The sequence below is a fragment of the Duganella sp. Leaf126 genome (assembly GCF_001423125.1).
Lineage (GTDB): Bacteria > Pseudomonadota > Gammaproteobacteria > Burkholderiales > Burkholderiaceae_D > Rugamonas.
This window is the reverse complement of sequence record NZ_LMNW01000003.1, coordinates 34,060-49,325: the sequence shown is the minus strand read 5'-3', so window position 1 is coordinate 49,325 and position 15,266 is coordinate 34,060. Positions and strand designations below refer to the sequence as shown.

Below are 15,266 nucleotides of genomic sequence, written 5' to 3'. Positions count from 1 at the left end.
CTTATTTCAGCTTTTTCAGGTAGTCCTCTGACAGCTTCTGGAACAGCAGGCTGGTGTCGTTGCGCAGGTAAGGCCCGATTTGCGACAGTACCTGGTAGCAGCCGCGCGCCAGGGCGTCGGCCATCGATTGCTGCTCGCTGTACTTGCGCGGATTGCGCACGTATTCGTACGACAGCCAGTACGTGGCCACCACCACCATGTTGGTGGCCATGGCCTCGATGGCGACGTCCGACGCTTCGAGCGAGCCTTCGCTGCGCAGGTCTTCGCACAGCTGCTTGGCCACCTTGATCTTGTGGTCGAGGATCTGCTTGAAGTGCAGCTCGAGCTTGCGGTTGCGCGACAGCAGGTCGTTGAGGTCGCGGTAGAAAAAGCGGTAGCGCCAGATCAGTTCGAACATCAGGTGCAGATACATCCAGACGTCGTCGATGTTCGAGCGGCGGCCGTTGGGCACGGTGAGGATGCGCTCGATCTCGGCCTCGAACTGCACGAAGATCGAATTGACGATGTCGTCCTTGTTGCGGAAGTGGTAGTACAGGTTGCCCGGAGAGATATTCATCTCTTCCGCGATCACGGTGGTGGTGATATTCGGTTCGCCGAACTCGTTAAACAGGCGCAGCGAGAGCTCCAGGATGCGCTCGCGGGTTCGGCGGGGTGCTTTTTGTTGCATGGCGGGGTGGTCTCGGTGAAATCTGTTGCAAGCATACCACCGATATCCACCCGCCGCGCTCCGGCATCGCCGTGCCTAGGCCTGCTGGGTAGCGACAAACGGCAGCTTGCCGTGGGCCTGGGCGTGCAGGCGGAAGCCCTCGCGGATGTTCTCGCGCAGCGCCGCGCCCTTCCACGGCTTGGTGTAGAAGCGGTCGATGGCGCCGTGGTTGATGGCTGCCATGATCGGCGTCAGGTCGGCGTAGGCCGACAGCATGATGCGGAAGGTATCGGGGCACAGGTTCTTGACCCGCTCCATGAACTCGGTGCCGCTCATCAGCGGCATGCACTGGTCGCACAGGATCACCTGCACGCGGTGCCGGGCCAGGATGTCGAAGCCTTCGGCGGCCGTCTGCGCGGTCAGGATGCGGTAACCGTCCTGCGACAGGAAGTCGGTCAGCACATCGAGCATGAAGGCGTCGTCGTCGACGATCAGCAAGGTGGGTTGCTCGGTCGCCTGCTCGTCAGCAGGCGCCTGCAAGGTACGGCCGTCACGTAACATGGCTTCGAACTCTTTCTCCGGCAACGGCCGGCTGAAATAATACCCCTGCATCTCGTCGCAGCCGTGGCGCCGCAGGTAGGCCAGCTGGGCATCTTTTTCCACGCCCTCGGCGATCACGTCGAGCTTGAGGCTGTGCGCCATGTTGATGATGGCCAGCACGATGGCAGCGTCGTCGGGATTGCTGGTCACTTCGCGCACGAAGGCGATGTCGATCTTCAGCTTGTCGATCGGGAAGCGCTTCAGGTAGGCCAGCGACGAATACCCGGTGCCGAAATCGTCGATCGAAATCTTGATCCCCAGCGCTTTCAGGTTCTGCAGCACGGTGATGGTTTCTTCGGCGTTCGACATCAGCGAACTTTCGGTCAGCTCCAGCTCCAGCAGCTCGGGCGAAATATCGTGCTCCCGGATCGCCCGCAGCACCTCTTCTTCCAGGCCGCCGACAAAGAACTGGATGCCCGACACGTTGACCGACAGGTGCACCGCGCCGGCATTGGTGCGGCGCCAGTGGGCGATCTTGCGGCAGGCCTCGTTGATCACCCAGCTGCCCACGCGCACGATCAGGCCCGTCTCCTCCAGGATCGGGATGAACAGCGCCGGCGACACCACGCCGTGGCCGGGACGCTGCCAACGGAGCAGCACTTCGGCGCCGCTGATGCGGCCGCTGGCGATATTCACCTTGGGCTGGAAATGCAGCACGAATTCGTCGTTCTCGATGGCGCGCCGCAGCGCATTCTCGAGCTCCAGGCGCGCCATCGACTGCGCGTTCATCTCGGCGGTAAAGAAGCGGAAGGCGTCGCGCCCCGCTTCCTTGGCGCGGTACATGGCGGTGTCGGCGTACTGGATCAACAGGTCGGGATCGGCGCCGTCGTCGGGGAAGACCGAGATGCCGATGCTGGCGGTGACGGTCACCTCGTGGCCCTTGAGCTCGAACGGCCGGCGCAGCACGTCGCGGATCTTGTCGACCACCACCACGGCGTTCTGCACCCCCTCGGGCAACATCAGAATGGCGGCGAACTCGTCGCCGCCGAAGCGGCCGATGGTGTCGCGCACGCGCAGGCAATCGACCAGCCGGCTCGAGAACTGGCGCAGCAGTTCGTCGCCGATGGTGTGGCCCAGCGTGTCGTTGACATTCTTGAAGCGGTCGACATCGAGGAACAGCACCGCCAGCGACCAGTTGTGCTGGGCGGCCTGGCGCATCGACTGGGTCAGCGAATCGTAGAACTGGCTGCGGTTGGGCAGACCGGTCAGTGTATCGAAGTGGGCCAGCTTGAGCAGGCGCTGCTCGGCTTCCTTGCGCTCGGTGATGTCGCGCGCCACCGCCACCAGGATCCAGCTCTCGCCCGAGCGCAGCGTGCGGCACTGCACTTCCACCGCCAGCGGCGTGCCGTCGCGGCATTGCAGCAGCAACTCGGTCATGGCGCCGCTCTGGTCGCCCGACAGCAGCTTTTCGTACAGTTCTTCCAGCCGGACCAGGTCGGCCTCCAGCGCCAGGTCCGGCGACTGGTCGAGCCCCACCCGCAAAAACTCGTCGCGCTCGAATCCGAGCATGCGGCAGGCGGTGGCGTTGACATCGACAAAGCGCTTGCCGGCCCGGTCGACCAGGAAGATGGCGTCGGCGGTGGCGTCCATCGCCAGGCGGAAGCGGCGCAAGTCTTCGTCGAGGCGGATGCGCGCGTTCATGTCGAGCGTGAGCTGGGCGTGGTTGCGCTTGATCTCGTCGTACAGCTGCAGGTTTTCGTAGGCGCCCGCCAGCTGGGCTGCCACGGTCACGGCAACCCGTTCATCGACTTCGGAAAAGCCGTCGGCGCCCAGTTTGTCGGCCAGGTATAGCCAGCCGTGGATGCGCTCGCGCGAGGCGATCGGCACGCCCAGGAAGCTGTGCACGGGCGGGTGACTGACGGGCAGGCCGACCGCGCGCGGTGCGCCGTCGAGTCCGTTGAGGCGGCATGGCAGGCGCTGCTCGAGCAGGCCGCCCAGCACGCCCGCGCGCGGGTGCCGGGCGATTTCGTGGACCGGCACGCCGGCGCCGCAACTGGCGGAATGCGCGAGCGCCACGCCCTCCTCGTCGAGCACGCCAATGCAGGCGTACTTCGACACGCAGATGTTTTGCGCCACGCGGCAGCCCATTTCCAGCAGCGCGCGCGGATCGCGTTCGGCGCCCAGTTCGATGCCCAGCTCGATCAGCGCCGTCAGGCGCAAGCTCACCGCCTGCAGGCTGGCCAGCGAATTGGACAGGCGCTGCGTCATGCGCGCCAGGTCTTCGGCGGCGGCATCGGCTGCCGCCGGACCGGATGCCAGGCGCGAGATCAGCTGGCTGCTCGATTCGAGCTCGTCGAGGTACTCGGCCACCTGGTGGTCGATCTCGAGCAGGCGCTTTTCGTGCGTGTGCCCGGGCACCAGCGCCGGCACGTCCGCCTCGACCGGCGACGGTATCGGCGTCGGTTCGTGGCCCAGCGCCTCCTGCACCGTGCGCAGGATCACGTCGGGATCGGACGGCTTGGGCAGCACCCAGCGCACGCCGCACGACTGCGCCACGGCCAGCGCCTCGCGCTCGCGGTAGGTGGCCGTATAGAAAATCACCGGCACGCCGGCCGTGTCCGGATGTTCGTGCATGCGCGTGACGAACTCGTAGCCGTCCATGTTCGGCATCAGGATGTCGGAGATGACCAGGTCGGGACGCTCGGCCAGCGCCATTTTCAGTCCTTCGGCGCCGTTGGCGGCTTCCATCAGCCGGTAGCCGCCGTAACCGAGCAGCGTCATCAGGAACTCACGGTTGAGCACGTGATCGTCCACGATCAGGATCGTGGCGATGTCGTCGTCAGGGCGGGGCGACATCTCCCCGGGCAAAAAAGACGCGATCTGTTCGATGAAATTGTCCGGTTCGATCGGCTTGCCGATGTAGTTGTCGAAGCCGGCGTCGAGCAGCCGCTCGCGGTCGCCCACCATGGCCAGCGCCGTCACGGCCAGCGCCGGAATCTCGCGCGTGGCCGGGTCGGCCTTGAGCGCCGCCACCACACCATAGCCGTCGAGCTTGGGCAGGTGCACATCGCAGATGATCAGGTCGGGCCGTTCGCGCCGGGCCGCCGCCACGCCCGCCTCGCCGTCGGCGGCCGACAGCGGCGTGTAACCGAAGGCGCGCAACAGGTACACCATCAATTCCATATTGGTGGCGTTGTCTTCGATGATCAGTATTCGTGCAGACACAAAGACTCCTTAGTTCGGTCGCCGGCGGCCATGCCCGTCGCGCCAGCGCGTGCGCGCCTGCGGCGCCGCTTCCCTTCACCGGGTGGACCACAATCTTTCAGGCAACTTCAACAGCATAGTACCTGTAAACCTGCCAGTCACGCAGTATCGTGCGTGCCGTTTTGCTGGGCCTGGCAAATGATGCAGTAACCATACAGCAAGTATTCGCGACATAAAGTCACAAAATCTCACTGTGCTCGACGGCAGCGATCTGTGCCAGCACGCAGCCTGCGATGGCAGGATGGCGGCCGAGCGCCACGTGCCCTATGGCGCCGAACGCCAGGTTGCGGGCGCCGGGCAGGACACTCGAGTTTTGGGGCGCAACAATGTTGTCATGGACAGAATAAATCGAGCAGAACAGGTCGCGTTGCAATTTCACGTCACTCCTTATTTCGAAGGCATTGAGCGCAGCCAGCCAGGCGCTGCTGCACCGCATTTGTCCCGCGTTGCGGCCTGGCCCTAAGTCGGCCAGCACGGTGCCGTGGTGCGGCGTGCCGAGCGTGATCACGCGCGCCACGCGGGCCACGGCTTGCGCCCCGTACCGGCGCAGCCACGCACGCGCCACCAGGCCGCCCATGCTGTGGGCGACGATGATCACCCGTTTGCTGCCGGTGACGGCGCACAAGCGCTCGACCGCCGCCTGGACCTGCGGCGCATACGCGTCGATATCGGCGCCGGGCGGCTCGAGGTCGATGCCGTCATGGCTGATGCCGGCCGCCTGCAGCCGTGCGCTCAGCGGCCGCCAGTAGCCGCTGTTGCATGCGTAGCCGTGGATCAGCAGCACCGGCACGCCGCGCGCGCGGACCTGCAGCTGCAGCCCGAGCGGGCGCAACATCGACCAGGACGAGGTCACCATGGTCGAAGCGAACTCGTGCAGGAACAGCCGCGCTGCCTGCTTGACATCGAGCGTGAACTGCGGCGCGGGAACACTGCGCGCGCGCCAGCTGATCCTGAAATTATTGGCCGCAATCAGCATGCGCACCAGCAGCAATACCAGCACGCCGCCGGCCAGGGCCGCCGCTGCCGCGAGCGGCGCCGGCCAGGCTGGCGGCACCAGGCTGCGCAGGCCAGCTGCGACGGCCAGCACGCCGAGCAGCTCGACGACCAGCAGCGCGATCAGCAGCCGCCTGATCATGCGGGCCACCGCCCGCTGCACCGGCCGCCAGCCGCCCACGGTGCCCGGTGCAGCGCACCACCACGGCGCCGCGCCGGCATCACTTGCGGCCCGCGGTCATCTGGCGGGCAATGCCGCGCAAGATGTTGACCTCTTCCTTCTCCAGCTGTGCCCGGGCGAACAGGCGCTTCAAGCGCGGCATCAGCTTGCGCGGGTTGGACGCATCGAGAAACCCGATCTCGATCAGTGCCGTCTCCAGGTGCCGGTACATGCCTTCGATCTGCGCCAGGCTGGCCGCTTCGCCCTGGAAGCCGATGTCGCTGGCGTCGCCACCGGGCTGGCGCACGCTGGCCGCCGCCGCGCCGGGCGCCCGGTCCAGCACGGCCATCCGGCACTCGTAAGTGACCACCTGGGCCGCCTGCGACAGGTTGAGCGACGAATACGCGGGATTGGCCGGGATATTGATCAGCGCATTGCACTGCTCGACCACCTCGTTGGGCAGGCCGAAGCGCTCGTTACCGAAGATGACGGCGGCGTGCAGCGCCGGCTGGGCCACCAGTTGCGTGGCAAACTGGCGCGGCGTCTGGACCGGCGGCGAATATTCGCGCAGCCGCGCGCTGACGGCCGCAGCGAAGTTGATGCGCTCGAGCGCCTCGGCCATGCTGCCGACCACGGTGGCGCCGGCCAGGATGTCCTGCGCGCCGCTGGCAAACGCCACCGCTTCGGCGTCCTGCAACGCATCGGCACAGCGCGGATTGACCAGCACCAGGTCGCTGTAGCCCATGGTTTTCATGGCCCGCGCCACCGCCCCGATATTGCCTGCCCGGCTGGTTTCGACCAGGATCACACGTAGTTGCTGAAAAAAGTTAGTAGGGGTTTGAGGCAGGTTCATTTAAAATGTCGCTATTGCGCAGTGTCGATACGGTTGTTCCGCAGGGAGTTCTGCCCCGGATTTTACCGCGTTGCCGCCGCCCCGCTCTTTAATTCACTCTTGTCCTCTAGCGCGTCACCGGCGGCATCGCCCCGGTGGGCGTTAGCGTTCTTTTAACGGAAAAGTCACCATGCACCCAATGCTCAACACGGCGATCAAGGCAGCTCGCCGCGCCGCCACCGTCCGAGAAAAACCACAAGGATTTCGTCACCGACGTCGACCAGGCGGCCGAGCAGGCAATCATCGAGGTGCTGTCCAAGGCTTATCCCGACCACGCGTTCCTGGCCGAAGAATCGGGTGCGTCCAAGAACAACCACGACGAGGCTGAATACTGCTGGATCATCGACCCGCTCGATGGCACCACCAACTTCATGCACGGCTTCCCGCAATACTGCATCTCGATCGCGCTGGCCCAGCGCGGCGTGATCACCCAGGCCGTGATCTACGACCCGATCCGCAACGACCTGTTTACCGCCACCAAGGGCGCCGGCGCCTACCTGAACGAAAAACGCATCCGCGTGACCAAGCTCGACCGCCTGGCCAATGCCCTGCTGTCCACCGGCTACCAGGCCGGCAACGGCAAGGCCCTCGACGAATACCTGAAAATGTACGGCATCATGGCCGAACGCTGCCACGGCGTGCGCCGCCCGGGCAGCGCCGCGCTGGACCTGGCCTACGTGGCCTCGGGCCGCCTCGACGGCTTCTACGAAAAAGGCCTGAAGCCATGGGATATCGCTGCCGGCGCCCTGATGGTGACCGAGGCAGGCGGCATCGTCGGCGAATTCTCGGGCGAGTCGGACTACCTGTACAAGGGTGACATCATTGCCGCCAGCCCGAAAATCTTCGGCCAGATGGTCGGCCTGCTGACGCCGTTTATCTAAGAACAACAAAAGCCTTGCGCTGGTTTCATTGGCGTAAGGTTTGTTACAAAAAAAGGGGCAAACCGCCCCTTTTTTATTTCCCTATTGAAATTATTCGCCAGCTTAGCTGGTATAGTGCTGGTTGCGGTACGCCATCCAGTCTTGCACCGCCACCAGATAATCCCGATTGCCTGCGACTGGCGCCCCACGAGGGCTTCAGGCCGATCTCATACAAAGCTACCCATGCCATTTTCCTCACTCGGTTTGTCCGATGCCATCGTCCGCGCTGTCGCCGACACCGGCTATACCACCCCGACGCCGATCCAGACCCAGGCCATTCCTGCCGTCCTGAACGGTGGCGACCTGCTGGCAGGCGCCCAGACCGGCACCGGCAAGACTGCCGGCTTCACGCTGCCGCTGCTGCAACTGCTGTCTTCGAGCCCGGTCGGCAAGGCGCTGACCAGCACCACCTCGCCGCGCGCGATCCGCGCCCTGATCCTGACCCCGACCCGCGAACTGGCGGCCCAGGTCGAGGAAAGCGTGCGCATCTACGGCAAGTACACCAAGCTGAACTCGGCCGTGATCTTCGGCGGCGTCGGCATCAATCCGCAGATCAAGCAGCTCAAGCACGGCGTCGACATCCTGGTCGCCACCCCGGGCCGCCTGCTCGACCACATGCAACAAGGCACGGTGGACCTGAGCAAGGTCGAAATCCTGATCCTCGACGAAGCCGATCGCATGCTCGACATGGGCTTCATCCGCGACATCCGCAAGGTGCTGGCCGCCCTGCCGCCCAAGCGCCAGAACCTGCTGTTCTCGGCCACCTTCTCGGACGAGATCAAGGCCCTGGCCGATGGCCTGCTGAACAACCCGGCCACCATCGAAGTGGCGCGGCGCAATTCGACGGTGGAAGTGATCGCGCAGAAAATCCACCCGGTGGACCGCGACAAGAAACACCCGATGCTGGCCCACCTGATCAAGACCCACAACTGGACCCAGGTGCTGGTATTTACCCGTACCAAGCACGGCGCCAACAACCTGGTGGATAAGCTGGAAGGCAACGGCATCAAGGCCATGGCCATCCACGGCAACAAGAGCCAGTCGGCCCGCACCCGCGCGCTGAGCGAATTCAAGGACGGCACGCTGCAGGTGCTGGTCGCCACCGACATCGCCGCGCGCGGTATCGACATCGACCAGCTGCCGCACGTGGTCAATTACGACCTGCCGAACGTGCCGGAAGACTATGTGCACCGCATCGGCCGCACCGGCCGCGCCGGCGCCACCGGCGAAGCGGTGTCGCTGGTCTGCGTCGACGAGCACGATATGCTCAAGGATATCGAAAAGCTGATCAAGCAAACGCTGCCGCGTGAAGTGATCCCCGGTTTCGAACCGGACCCGACCGCCCGTCCGCAACCGATCCAGCTGCGCAGCGGCGGCCCCGGCCATCGCAATGGCGGTGGACGCGGCGGCAACGGCGGGGGCCGCGGCAAGCCGGCCGGCGCCGGCGGTAACGGTGGCGGCAATGGCGGCAGCAAGCCACGCGCCCCTGGCGCCAGCGCCTCGGCCGGGAACGGCGGTGGTCGCAGCGGCGGCGGTAATGGCGGTAACGGCGGCCGTTCCGGCGGCGCTGGTGGCCCAGCCCGCAGCGGCGGCGGCGGCGGTGGCAATGCCCCACGCAATGGTGCCAACCCGTCGCAGCACCGTTCGGGCGGCCGCGGGCGTTAATCTTCGCCACGTCGCCTGCATACCCTCCGCGTTGCCCCGTCATCCCCGCGCAGGCGGGGATCCAATGCTGTCCGCACCGCATGAGGCACGAGCAGCCATGCCTGCGCGGCACTGACAACCGGGTTGGCCAACAGCAGAACCGCCTTCGGGCGGTTTTTTTATTGTCTTATAATGTGCCGATGCCCAAATTCGCCGCCAACCTGTCGATGCTGTTTGCCGAGCTGCCGTTCCTCGAGCGCTTCGGCGCCGCCCGCGCGGCCGGCTTCACGGCGGTCGAATGTCTGTTCCCCTACGCCTGGCCAGCAGAACAGATCGCCGCGCAGCTGCGCCAGCATGATTTGCAGCTGGTGTTGTTCAACCTGCCGCCGGGCGACTGGGAGGCTGGCGAGCGCGGCATGGCGTGTGATCCCGATCGCAGCGACGCCTTTCGCGCCAGCGTGACCACCGCGCGCGACTATGCGCTGGCGCTGGGCGTGCGCCAGCTCCACTGCATGGCCGGCAACCTACCGCCCGGTGTCACGCCCGCCCTGGCACGCGCCACCTACCTCCGCAACCTGCGCCATGCGGCCGCCGTGCTGGCGCCGCACGGCATCCGGCTGCTGATCGAGCCGATCAACCACTTCGACATGCCCGGCTACCTGCTGGCGCGCAGCGCCGAAGCGCTGGCCATCATTGCCGAAGCAGATAGTCCCAACCTGTTCCTCCAGTACGACGTCTACCACATGCAGCGCATGGAAGGCGAATTGAGCAACACCATCCGCGCCAACCTGGCCCGCATCGGCCACCTGCAGATTGCCGATACGCCGGGCCGCCACGAACCGGGCAGCGGCGAAATCAATTACCGTCACCTGTTCGCCCTGCTGGACCAGCTCGGTTACGACGGCTGGATCGGCTGCGAATACCATCCGGCCGGCGGCACCGTTGCCGGCCTCGGCTGGATCGCCGCACTCACGTCGGCAAACTGAGCAGCGCACCGCGCGGCCTGCGCAGTCGCAACACCTGGCGTCAAGCGCAGCGCAACAATGATCCTCTTTTCCTTGAGGAGTGCCCATGACTACGCGCTATCTGCCCCGCCAGGCGCTGTCGATCGCCTGCGCGCTGCTGCTGTCCTTGTTCTTTTCGCTGCTGGGCGGCTGCGCCAGCAGCACGCCGCGCATGGCCGAGGTGCGCAGCGTTGCCGCCGACGCCCCCAAGCTCAACGCCTACCACGAGCTGACCGAACGTTACCGTAGCGCCTACGAGCGCCAGCAGCCGTATCTGGCGCCGGCCGCCGAGGCCCGCGAACGCCTGCTCGACACCGACCGCAAGGCTGCCAGCGACGATTTCCGCCGCATCGACGACGTGGTGCAAGCGTATCTGCAAGTGCTCGGCGCGCTGGCCGGCGACCGCCAGTACGACTTGCGCGAGCCGATCAAGGTGGTGGGCACCGGCATCAAGGCCTGGCCCGACACCGGCTTGCAAGACCGCCATGTCAACGCCTACACCGCGCTGACCCGGCTGATCGCACGCGCGGTGACGGCGCCGATGCAGGAGCGCGCGGTCAACCAGCTGCTGCGCGACGCCGACGAGCCGGTACAGCAGCTGCTTGACGCCATGCGCACGCTGCTGCGCCTGTACGACCGCGCCAACGACAACGAGCAGCGCATCGTGCTGGGCATGCTGGAGACGGAAATGCCCTACCTTAACGCCGACCGCGACCGCCTGCTGCTGGCGCTGGCCCGGTCGCACCTGCAGGAAAAGAAAGCCGAATACCGGCTGATCGGCCTGCGCCACACGCTGGCGCGCCAGCACCTGGACCTGATCGCAGAGCGCCACCGCGCCCTGATCGATAGCCTGCCACAACCTTAACTGGAGCACCGCCATGAGCATGCCAGCACCGCAAACGCAGCGCGACATCGAAGCGCTGGCAGACAGCCTGTCCGCCAGCGCCGACACCATCCACGCCCGCCTGATGCGGGCCATCGGCCAGCACGCCCCCGACGGCGCCGGGCCGGCCATCAGCCAGGCTGCCGCGCAAGCGCTGTTCGACGACGAAGTGAAATTGCGCCAGCAGGCGATGGGCCTGTACCTGCAGGCCGCAACCCTGGCCGCAGGCGGCCTGGCCGGCGTGCAGCGCCAGTTGCAGGAAATTACCACGCAGGCGCAACAGAAAATCGCCCGCATCGACCGCATCAAGGATGTGATCGCATTGACCGGCGAACTGCTGTCGCTGGCGGCGGCGGTGGCGACGGGGGCGCCGGACAAGCTGGTGGCGCCGTACGAAAAACTCAAGCAGCGGGTGGAATCGCTGTAGGTAAGCGGCAACTGGTAAGCGCCAACTGGTCGGCGGAAGCCGGAAGCCGGAGGCCGGTCACCGGCCATTGGTCATTGGTCATTGGTCATTGGTCATTGGTCATTGCTCATTGGTCATTGGTCATTGGTCATTGGTCGCCGGCCCGGCTGCCGAATCCGGGGCGGAATCGGCTCAGACCGGCACCGGGCGCGAGGTCGGATCGAAATCGCGCCAGTCGCCGGCCGCGATCGTGCCTTCGGCCTGCTCGAGATTGGTCGCGCCCAGCGAACGCAAGACGTCGAGCGCCCGCTGCGCCGCACCCTCGTCGGCCACTGCCACCGCGATCATCATGCCGGACTTGCGCGGCGCAAGCATGTTTTCGTGACCGTCGCGTCCCTCCTCCGGCTCGCCCGCATCCTTCATCTTGGACAAGCTGAACAGCGAACCGACATGGGCGCCCACCAGCGCCCCCACCACCGGCCCCAGCGGACCGGCCACCGGAATCGCTGCGCTGCCCGCCACCGCGCCGGCCACCGCGCCGGCGCCGCCCCCCTGCACCACGCCCTCGTCGCTTTCTTTCGCGCCCGGCGACTTGTCGTGGTCGCCGCCGAGCTCGTGGACATCGTGCTGGCCCTGCGGGTTGACGTAAAAGGCGCTGATGTCTTCGTCGGCAAAGCCGGCGCGCTGCAACGCCGCGCGGGCTGCGGCAATCTCGTCCTGGATCTGGAACTGCCCTGCGATGATGTGGCTCATGCTGTCCTCCGGGTGGTCGGGCCGCAAGCGGCGATGGCCGCACTATGCGCCGCGCCATTGGCGCAGTCGGTGCGCAGGCGCACTTCGGATGCTAGTGCGGGTTCCAGCTGTAGTGGATCTCGCCAGGCTCAGGTTGAACCGGCGGCGGTGGCGGAGGCGGCGACTGCCAGGCACGCGGATCGACCCGGTAATACTTGAGAAACTCGGCAAACAGCTCGCCGTGGTGCTCGGCCATCTGGTACGGCTTTTCGTAGAACGTTTCGGTGGCGACGGCAAAGAATTCGGCCGGGTTGGTGGCGCCGTACGGGTCCATCACCGTCTCCTGGCGGTACATGGCGCGCATGCGCAGGCTGTCGTAGTTGCGCTGCAAGACATCGGACCAGTCGCGGTAGCTGGCCGGGTTGCCCAGGTAGGGGGCGCCGTTGGCGCGGCCCGATTCGCTGTCGAGCTGGTGGGCAAACTCGTGCAGCACCACGTTGTGGCCGTCGGTCCAGTTGCCGGCGCCGCGCTGGACGTCATCCCAGGACAGCACCACGCGGCCATCGTCCCACGATTCGCCCAGCATGCTCTGGCGGCCCGGCGTCACCACGCCGCCGGGACCGATCTCGGCGCGCTGGGCGACGAATTCGGACGGGTACACGAGCACCGTATGCAGGGCCGGATAGACCTTGGTCGGGCGGTTCAGCAGCAACATGCAAGCCTGGCCGGCAATCGTGACAGCAATCTCGTCGGTCATCTCCAGCCCCTCGCAGCCGACAAATTTCTTTTGATGCAGAAATTGCACGACCAGCTGCTGCAACTGCTGCTGCAGCGCGGGCGCCATGCGCCGGTAGACGGGGATGTTTCGCTGCAGGATAGCCTGCGCCGCGGCCGGCAGCGGCCGCGCCAGCACGCGACGCAGTCGCCAGCGCGGGTAAGCAAGAGGAAGCGCAATGGCCAGCAGCGTGAGGACGATCCAGATCAGGGCTTCCATGTACAGCACATCCATAAGGGTTCAGTGCTGCTCAAGTGAGGACACTTGCCGCTCTTTCAATACGGGCACGCTGGAAACGATGGTCCGAAAAGGCAAAAAGCCGGGATGCACCCGGCTTTTCGATGTCTTCGCTGGACAGCAGACCGATTACTCGGCTGCTTTTTGCTGCGATGGGGCCGAGCCGAACAGGGCGGCAACCAGCGGATCGCGCATCACCGGACCACGGTTGACGCGGATTGCGTAGTGGGTGTCGTCTGCCAGGATGTGGAAGTGACGACCGCTGCCGGCCATCGCTTGCTCGCGCAGGCCTGGACGTTCCTTGCGCGGTGGCGCGCCTTCGCGCTTTGGCTGGACGATGGCGGCCAGGAAGGCAGCGACGCGCTCCGGATCGGGCGTGAGCTGGTAGACTGCCTTGCCCAGGTAGGTAGCGGTGCCTTCGACATAGCGGGCCAGTTCGATCACGCCGGCTTCGCGCAGGTCGCGGATGTATTTACGGGCCCCCGATGGCGAGAATTTCAGGAACCAGGCGATTTCGTCGGCCAGCATCTCGTGCATGGACAGCTCGGCGATGAGCTTCTGCATGTTTTCGATACGGCGCAGGGTGGCGGAGGTGGAACGCACGCGCTCGATCGAGGCCATGGACAGGGCCGGTTTGCGGTCCAGTGGCACGGGACGCTCCAACAGCTTGCTGGTGGTCGATTGCATGTCGAGCGACGCTTTCATTTCGTTCTGGACCAGGGTTTGGGGTTGTGCGTGCATATGTACACTCCTTAATAACATTTACCGAGATGGGGGTGCCGGGAATGGTGGCCGCAGCGACTGTCAGGTTGAGGACCCTGGCAGGGCCGGTTGCTACAGTCTCTGCATCTGACGCCAGCATGCCGTTTTGACGCAGATCAGTCTGTGCGGCAACGAACATTAGCGACGAAACCCGGATAATGAAGATAGGACACCCGGTATTTCGGTAAGTTGCATGGCCGGCGACAGCAAATCCGTAATTTGTGTCGAATTTGATACAGCACAATCTTTTGTGCGGTAGCGAACTGAACGAAGTGACTATTTTGCCTAAAGTTTGACACCAGCAGCGGTGAATAGAGCACTGCTGATAACGAAACATCCTCATTAATCGGGAGCTTACTTTGAATAACACCAAGAAAATCGCCCTCGCTGCAGCCATGCTGTGCGCGTCGTTCTCGGCCTTGGCACAAGAGCCGGTCATCAACCCTTCGTGGTATGTCCAGCCCAGCGTCAGCGGCTTCAAGCCGGACGACGACTTCGGCGTGGACCGTCGCGGTCCTGGCGCAGGCCTGAAATTCGGTAAGGCTGTCAACGAAGCCTGGGACGTGCAAATGGGCGGCACCTACGCCCGTTCGAAGCAGAACGGCGACCGTTACCAGCAGCAGACCCTGGGCGTGGACGGCCTGTACATGTTCTCCCGTAAAACCTTCCGTCCATTTATCCTGGTCGGCGCCGGTATGCAGCGCGACAAGCAGGCGCTGGTCGGTCAGAACCAGGTCACCAAGAACTCGCCTTACCTGAGCGCCGGTCTGGGCTTCCAGGCCGACCTGAACGACCGCACCACGTTCCAGGCCGACATCCGCAACGTGCACGGCTTCCTGCGTGACGACGCTTTCCCTAGCGACAAGAGCAACAACGTGTACCTGACCGTTGGCGTGAACTTCGCCTTCGCGCCGCCACCACGCCCAGCGCCGCCGCCACCACCAGCACCGGTCGTGGCTGAACCACCACCACCGCCACCAGCACCAATGCCACCACCGCCACCACCACCGGTGCGCATGGAAAAAGTGACGATGTCGGCTACCGAGATGTTCGGCTTCGACAGCGCCAAGCTGAAACCGAACCAGCCTAAGCTGGACGAGATCGCAACCCTGCTGAACAACAACCCTGGCATCAGCGATGTGACCATCGCCGGCTACACCGACCGCCTGGGTTCGGACCAGTACAACCAGAAACTGTCCGAGCGCCGCGCCGTGTCGGTCAAGGAATACCTGGTCGGTAAAGGCGTTGCCGCCAACCGCCTGACCGCCGAAGGCCGTGGCAAGTCCAATCCTGTTGTCAACTGCGACAACAAGAAAAAGGCTGACCTGATCAAGTGCCTGGAACCTAACCGTCGCGTCGAGGTGGAACAGATCACCATCGAACGCCGCGTGCAGTAATTCTTCAGGAA

General features: G+C 65.0%; 12 protein-coding genes and 1 pseudogene. 6 read left to right on the top strand and 7 right to left on the bottom strand.

Going from position 1 to position 15,266, the window contains the following annotated elements; all coding sequences use genetic code 11:
• Nucleotide 1 precedes the first annotated feature (1 nt).
• From ASF61_RS04495 to ASF61_RS04480, 4 genes are all read right to left on the bottom strand, one after another.
• Complete coding sequence (locus ASF61_RS04495; RefSeq protein ID WP_056151656.1) at nucleotides 2-667, bottom strand: TetR/AcrR family transcriptional regulator; 666 nt, start codon at nucleotides 665-667, stop codon at nucleotides 2-4.
• 75 nt (nucleotides 668-742) lie between these two features.
• On the bottom strand, nucleotides 743-4,411 hold the full coding sequence (locus ASF61_RS04490; protein ID WP_056151655.1) for an EAL domain-containing protein: 3,669 nt from the start codon (nucleotides 4,409-4,411) through the stop codon (nucleotides 743-745).
• A gap of 217 nt (nucleotides 4,412-4,628) precedes the next feature.
• Nucleotides 4,629-5,585 (bottom strand): triacylglycerol lipase, encoded by a 957-nt coding sequence (locus tag ASF61_RS04485; protein WP_056152176.1) that lies wholly within the window; start codon nucleotides 5,583-5,585, stop codon nucleotides 4,629-4,631.
• Between the two features lie 79 nt (nucleotides 5,586-5,664).
• Nucleotides 5,665-6,456 carry an RNA methyltransferase gene (locus ASF61_RS04480; RefSeq protein ID WP_056151652.1) on the bottom strand — a complete coding sequence of 264 codons (792 nt, stop codon included), beginning with the start codon at nucleotides 6,454-6,456 and terminating at the stop codon, nucleotides 5,665-5,667.
• A gap of 178 nt (nucleotides 6,457-6,634) precedes the next feature.
• Between ASF61_RS04480 and ASF61_RS04475 the strand changes: the two are divergent.
• From ASF61_RS04475 to ASF61_RS04455, 5 genes and pseudogenes are all read left to right on the top strand, one after another.
• Nucleotides 6,635-7,376: pseudogene (locus tag ASF61_RS04475) on the top strand (inositol monophosphatase family protein).
• Between the two features lie 222 nt (nucleotides 7,377-7,598).
• Nucleotides 7,599-9,080: a DEAD/DEAH box helicase gene (locus ASF61_RS04470; RefSeq protein ID WP_056151649.1), complete on the top strand. Its 1,482-nt coding sequence runs from the start codon at nucleotides 7,599-7,601 to the stop codon at nucleotides 9,078-9,080.
• A gap of 179 nt (nucleotides 9,081-9,259) precedes the next feature.
• On the top strand, nucleotides 9,260-10,045 hold the full coding sequence (gene otnI, locus ASF61_RS04465; protein WP_056151646.1) for a 2-oxo-tetronate isomerase: 786 nt from the start codon (nucleotides 9,260-9,262) through the stop codon (nucleotides 10,043-10,045).
• A gap of 85 nt (nucleotides 10,046-10,130) precedes the next feature.
• Nucleotides 10,131-10,928, top strand: coding sequence for a hypothetical protein (locus tag ASF61_RS04460; protein WP_056151644.1), 798 nt, complete (start codon nucleotides 10,131-10,133; stop codon nucleotides 10,926-10,928).
• Nucleotides 10,929-10,941: 13 nt separating this feature from the next.
• Nucleotides 10,942-11,373, top strand: a complete 432-nt coding sequence (locus ASF61_RS04455) for a hypothetical protein (RefSeq protein WP_056151641.1) — start codon at nucleotides 10,942-10,944, stop codon at nucleotides 11,371-11,373.
• Between the two features lie 171 nt (nucleotides 11,374-11,544).
• On the opposite strand, the gene ASF61_RS04450 is transcribed toward ASF61_RS04455, so the two are convergent.
• From ASF61_RS04450 to ASF61_RS04440, 3 genes are all read right to left on the bottom strand, one after another.
• Nucleotides 11,545-12,105, bottom strand: a complete 561-nt coding sequence (locus ASF61_RS04450) for a hypothetical protein (protein ID WP_056151638.1) — start codon at nucleotides 12,103-12,105, stop codon at nucleotides 11,545-11,547.
• Nucleotides 12,106-12,196: 91 nt separating this feature from the next.
• Nucleotides 12,197-13,078 (bottom strand): zinc-dependent peptidase, encoded by an 882-nt coding sequence (locus ASF61_RS04445; protein ID WP_056152173.1) that lies wholly within the window; start codon nucleotides 13,076-13,078, stop codon nucleotides 12,197-12,199.
• Between the two features lie 147 nt (nucleotides 13,079-13,225).
• Nucleotides 13,226-13,837, bottom strand: coding sequence for a winged helix-turn-helix domain-containing protein (locus ASF61_RS04440; RefSeq protein ID WP_056151636.1), 612 nt, complete (start codon nucleotides 13,835-13,837; stop codon nucleotides 13,226-13,228).
• Nucleotides 13,838-14,217: 380 nt separating this feature from the next.
• Between ASF61_RS04440 and ASF61_RS04435 the strand changes: the two genes are divergently transcribed.
• On the top strand, nucleotides 14,218-15,255 hold the full coding sequence (locus ASF61_RS04435) for an OmpA family protein (RefSeq protein ID WP_056151633.1): 1,038 nt from the start codon (nucleotides 14,218-14,220) through the stop codon (nucleotides 15,253-15,255).
• Nucleotides 15,256-15,266 lie beyond the last annotated feature (11 nt).

What these genes read in the sequence shown, in the direction of transcription:
- ASF61_RS04485 (WP_056152176.1), bottom strand. Translation starts at nt 5,585, where the DNA reads ATGATCAGGCGGCTGCTGATCGCGCTGCTGGTCGTCGAGCTGCTCGGC.
- ASF61_RS04480 (WP_056151652.1), bottom strand. Translation starts at nt 6,456, where the DNA reads ATGAACCTGCCTCAAACCCCTACTAACTTTTTTCAGCAACTACGTGTG.
- ASF61_RS04450 (WP_056151638.1), bottom strand. Translation starts at nt 12,105, where the DNA reads ATGAGCCACATCATCGCAGGGCAGTTCCAGATCCAGGACGAGATTGCC.
- ASF61_RS04460 (WP_056151644.1), top strand. Translation starts at nt 10,131, where the DNA reads ATGACTACGCGCTATCTGCCCCGCCAGGCGCTGTCGATCGCCTGCGCG.
- ASF61_RS04445 (WP_056152173.1), bottom strand. Translation starts at nt 13,078, where the DNA reads ATGGAAGCCCTGATCTGGATCGTCCTCACGCTGCTGGCCATTGCGCTT.
- ASF61_RS04440 (WP_056151636.1), bottom strand. Translation starts at nt 13,837, where the DNA reads ATGCACGCACAACCCCAAACCCTGGTCCAGAACGAAATGAAAGCGTCG.
- ASF61_RS04495 (WP_056151656.1), bottom strand. Translation starts at nt 667, where the DNA reads ATGCAACAAAAAGCACCCCGCCGAACCCGCGAGCGCATCCTGGAGCTC.
- ASF61_RS04455 (WP_056151641.1), top strand. Translation starts at nt 10,942, where the DNA reads ATGAGCATGCCAGCACCGCAAACGCAGCGCGACATCGAAGCGCTGGCA.
- ASF61_RS04470 (WP_056151649.1), top strand. Translation starts at nt 7,599, where the DNA reads ATGCCATTTTCCTCACTCGGTTTGTCCGATGCCATCGTCCGCGCTGTC.
- otnI (WP_056151646.1), top strand. Translation starts at nt 9,260, where the DNA reads ATGCCCAAATTCGCCGCCAACCTGTCGATGCTGTTTGCCGAGCTGCCG.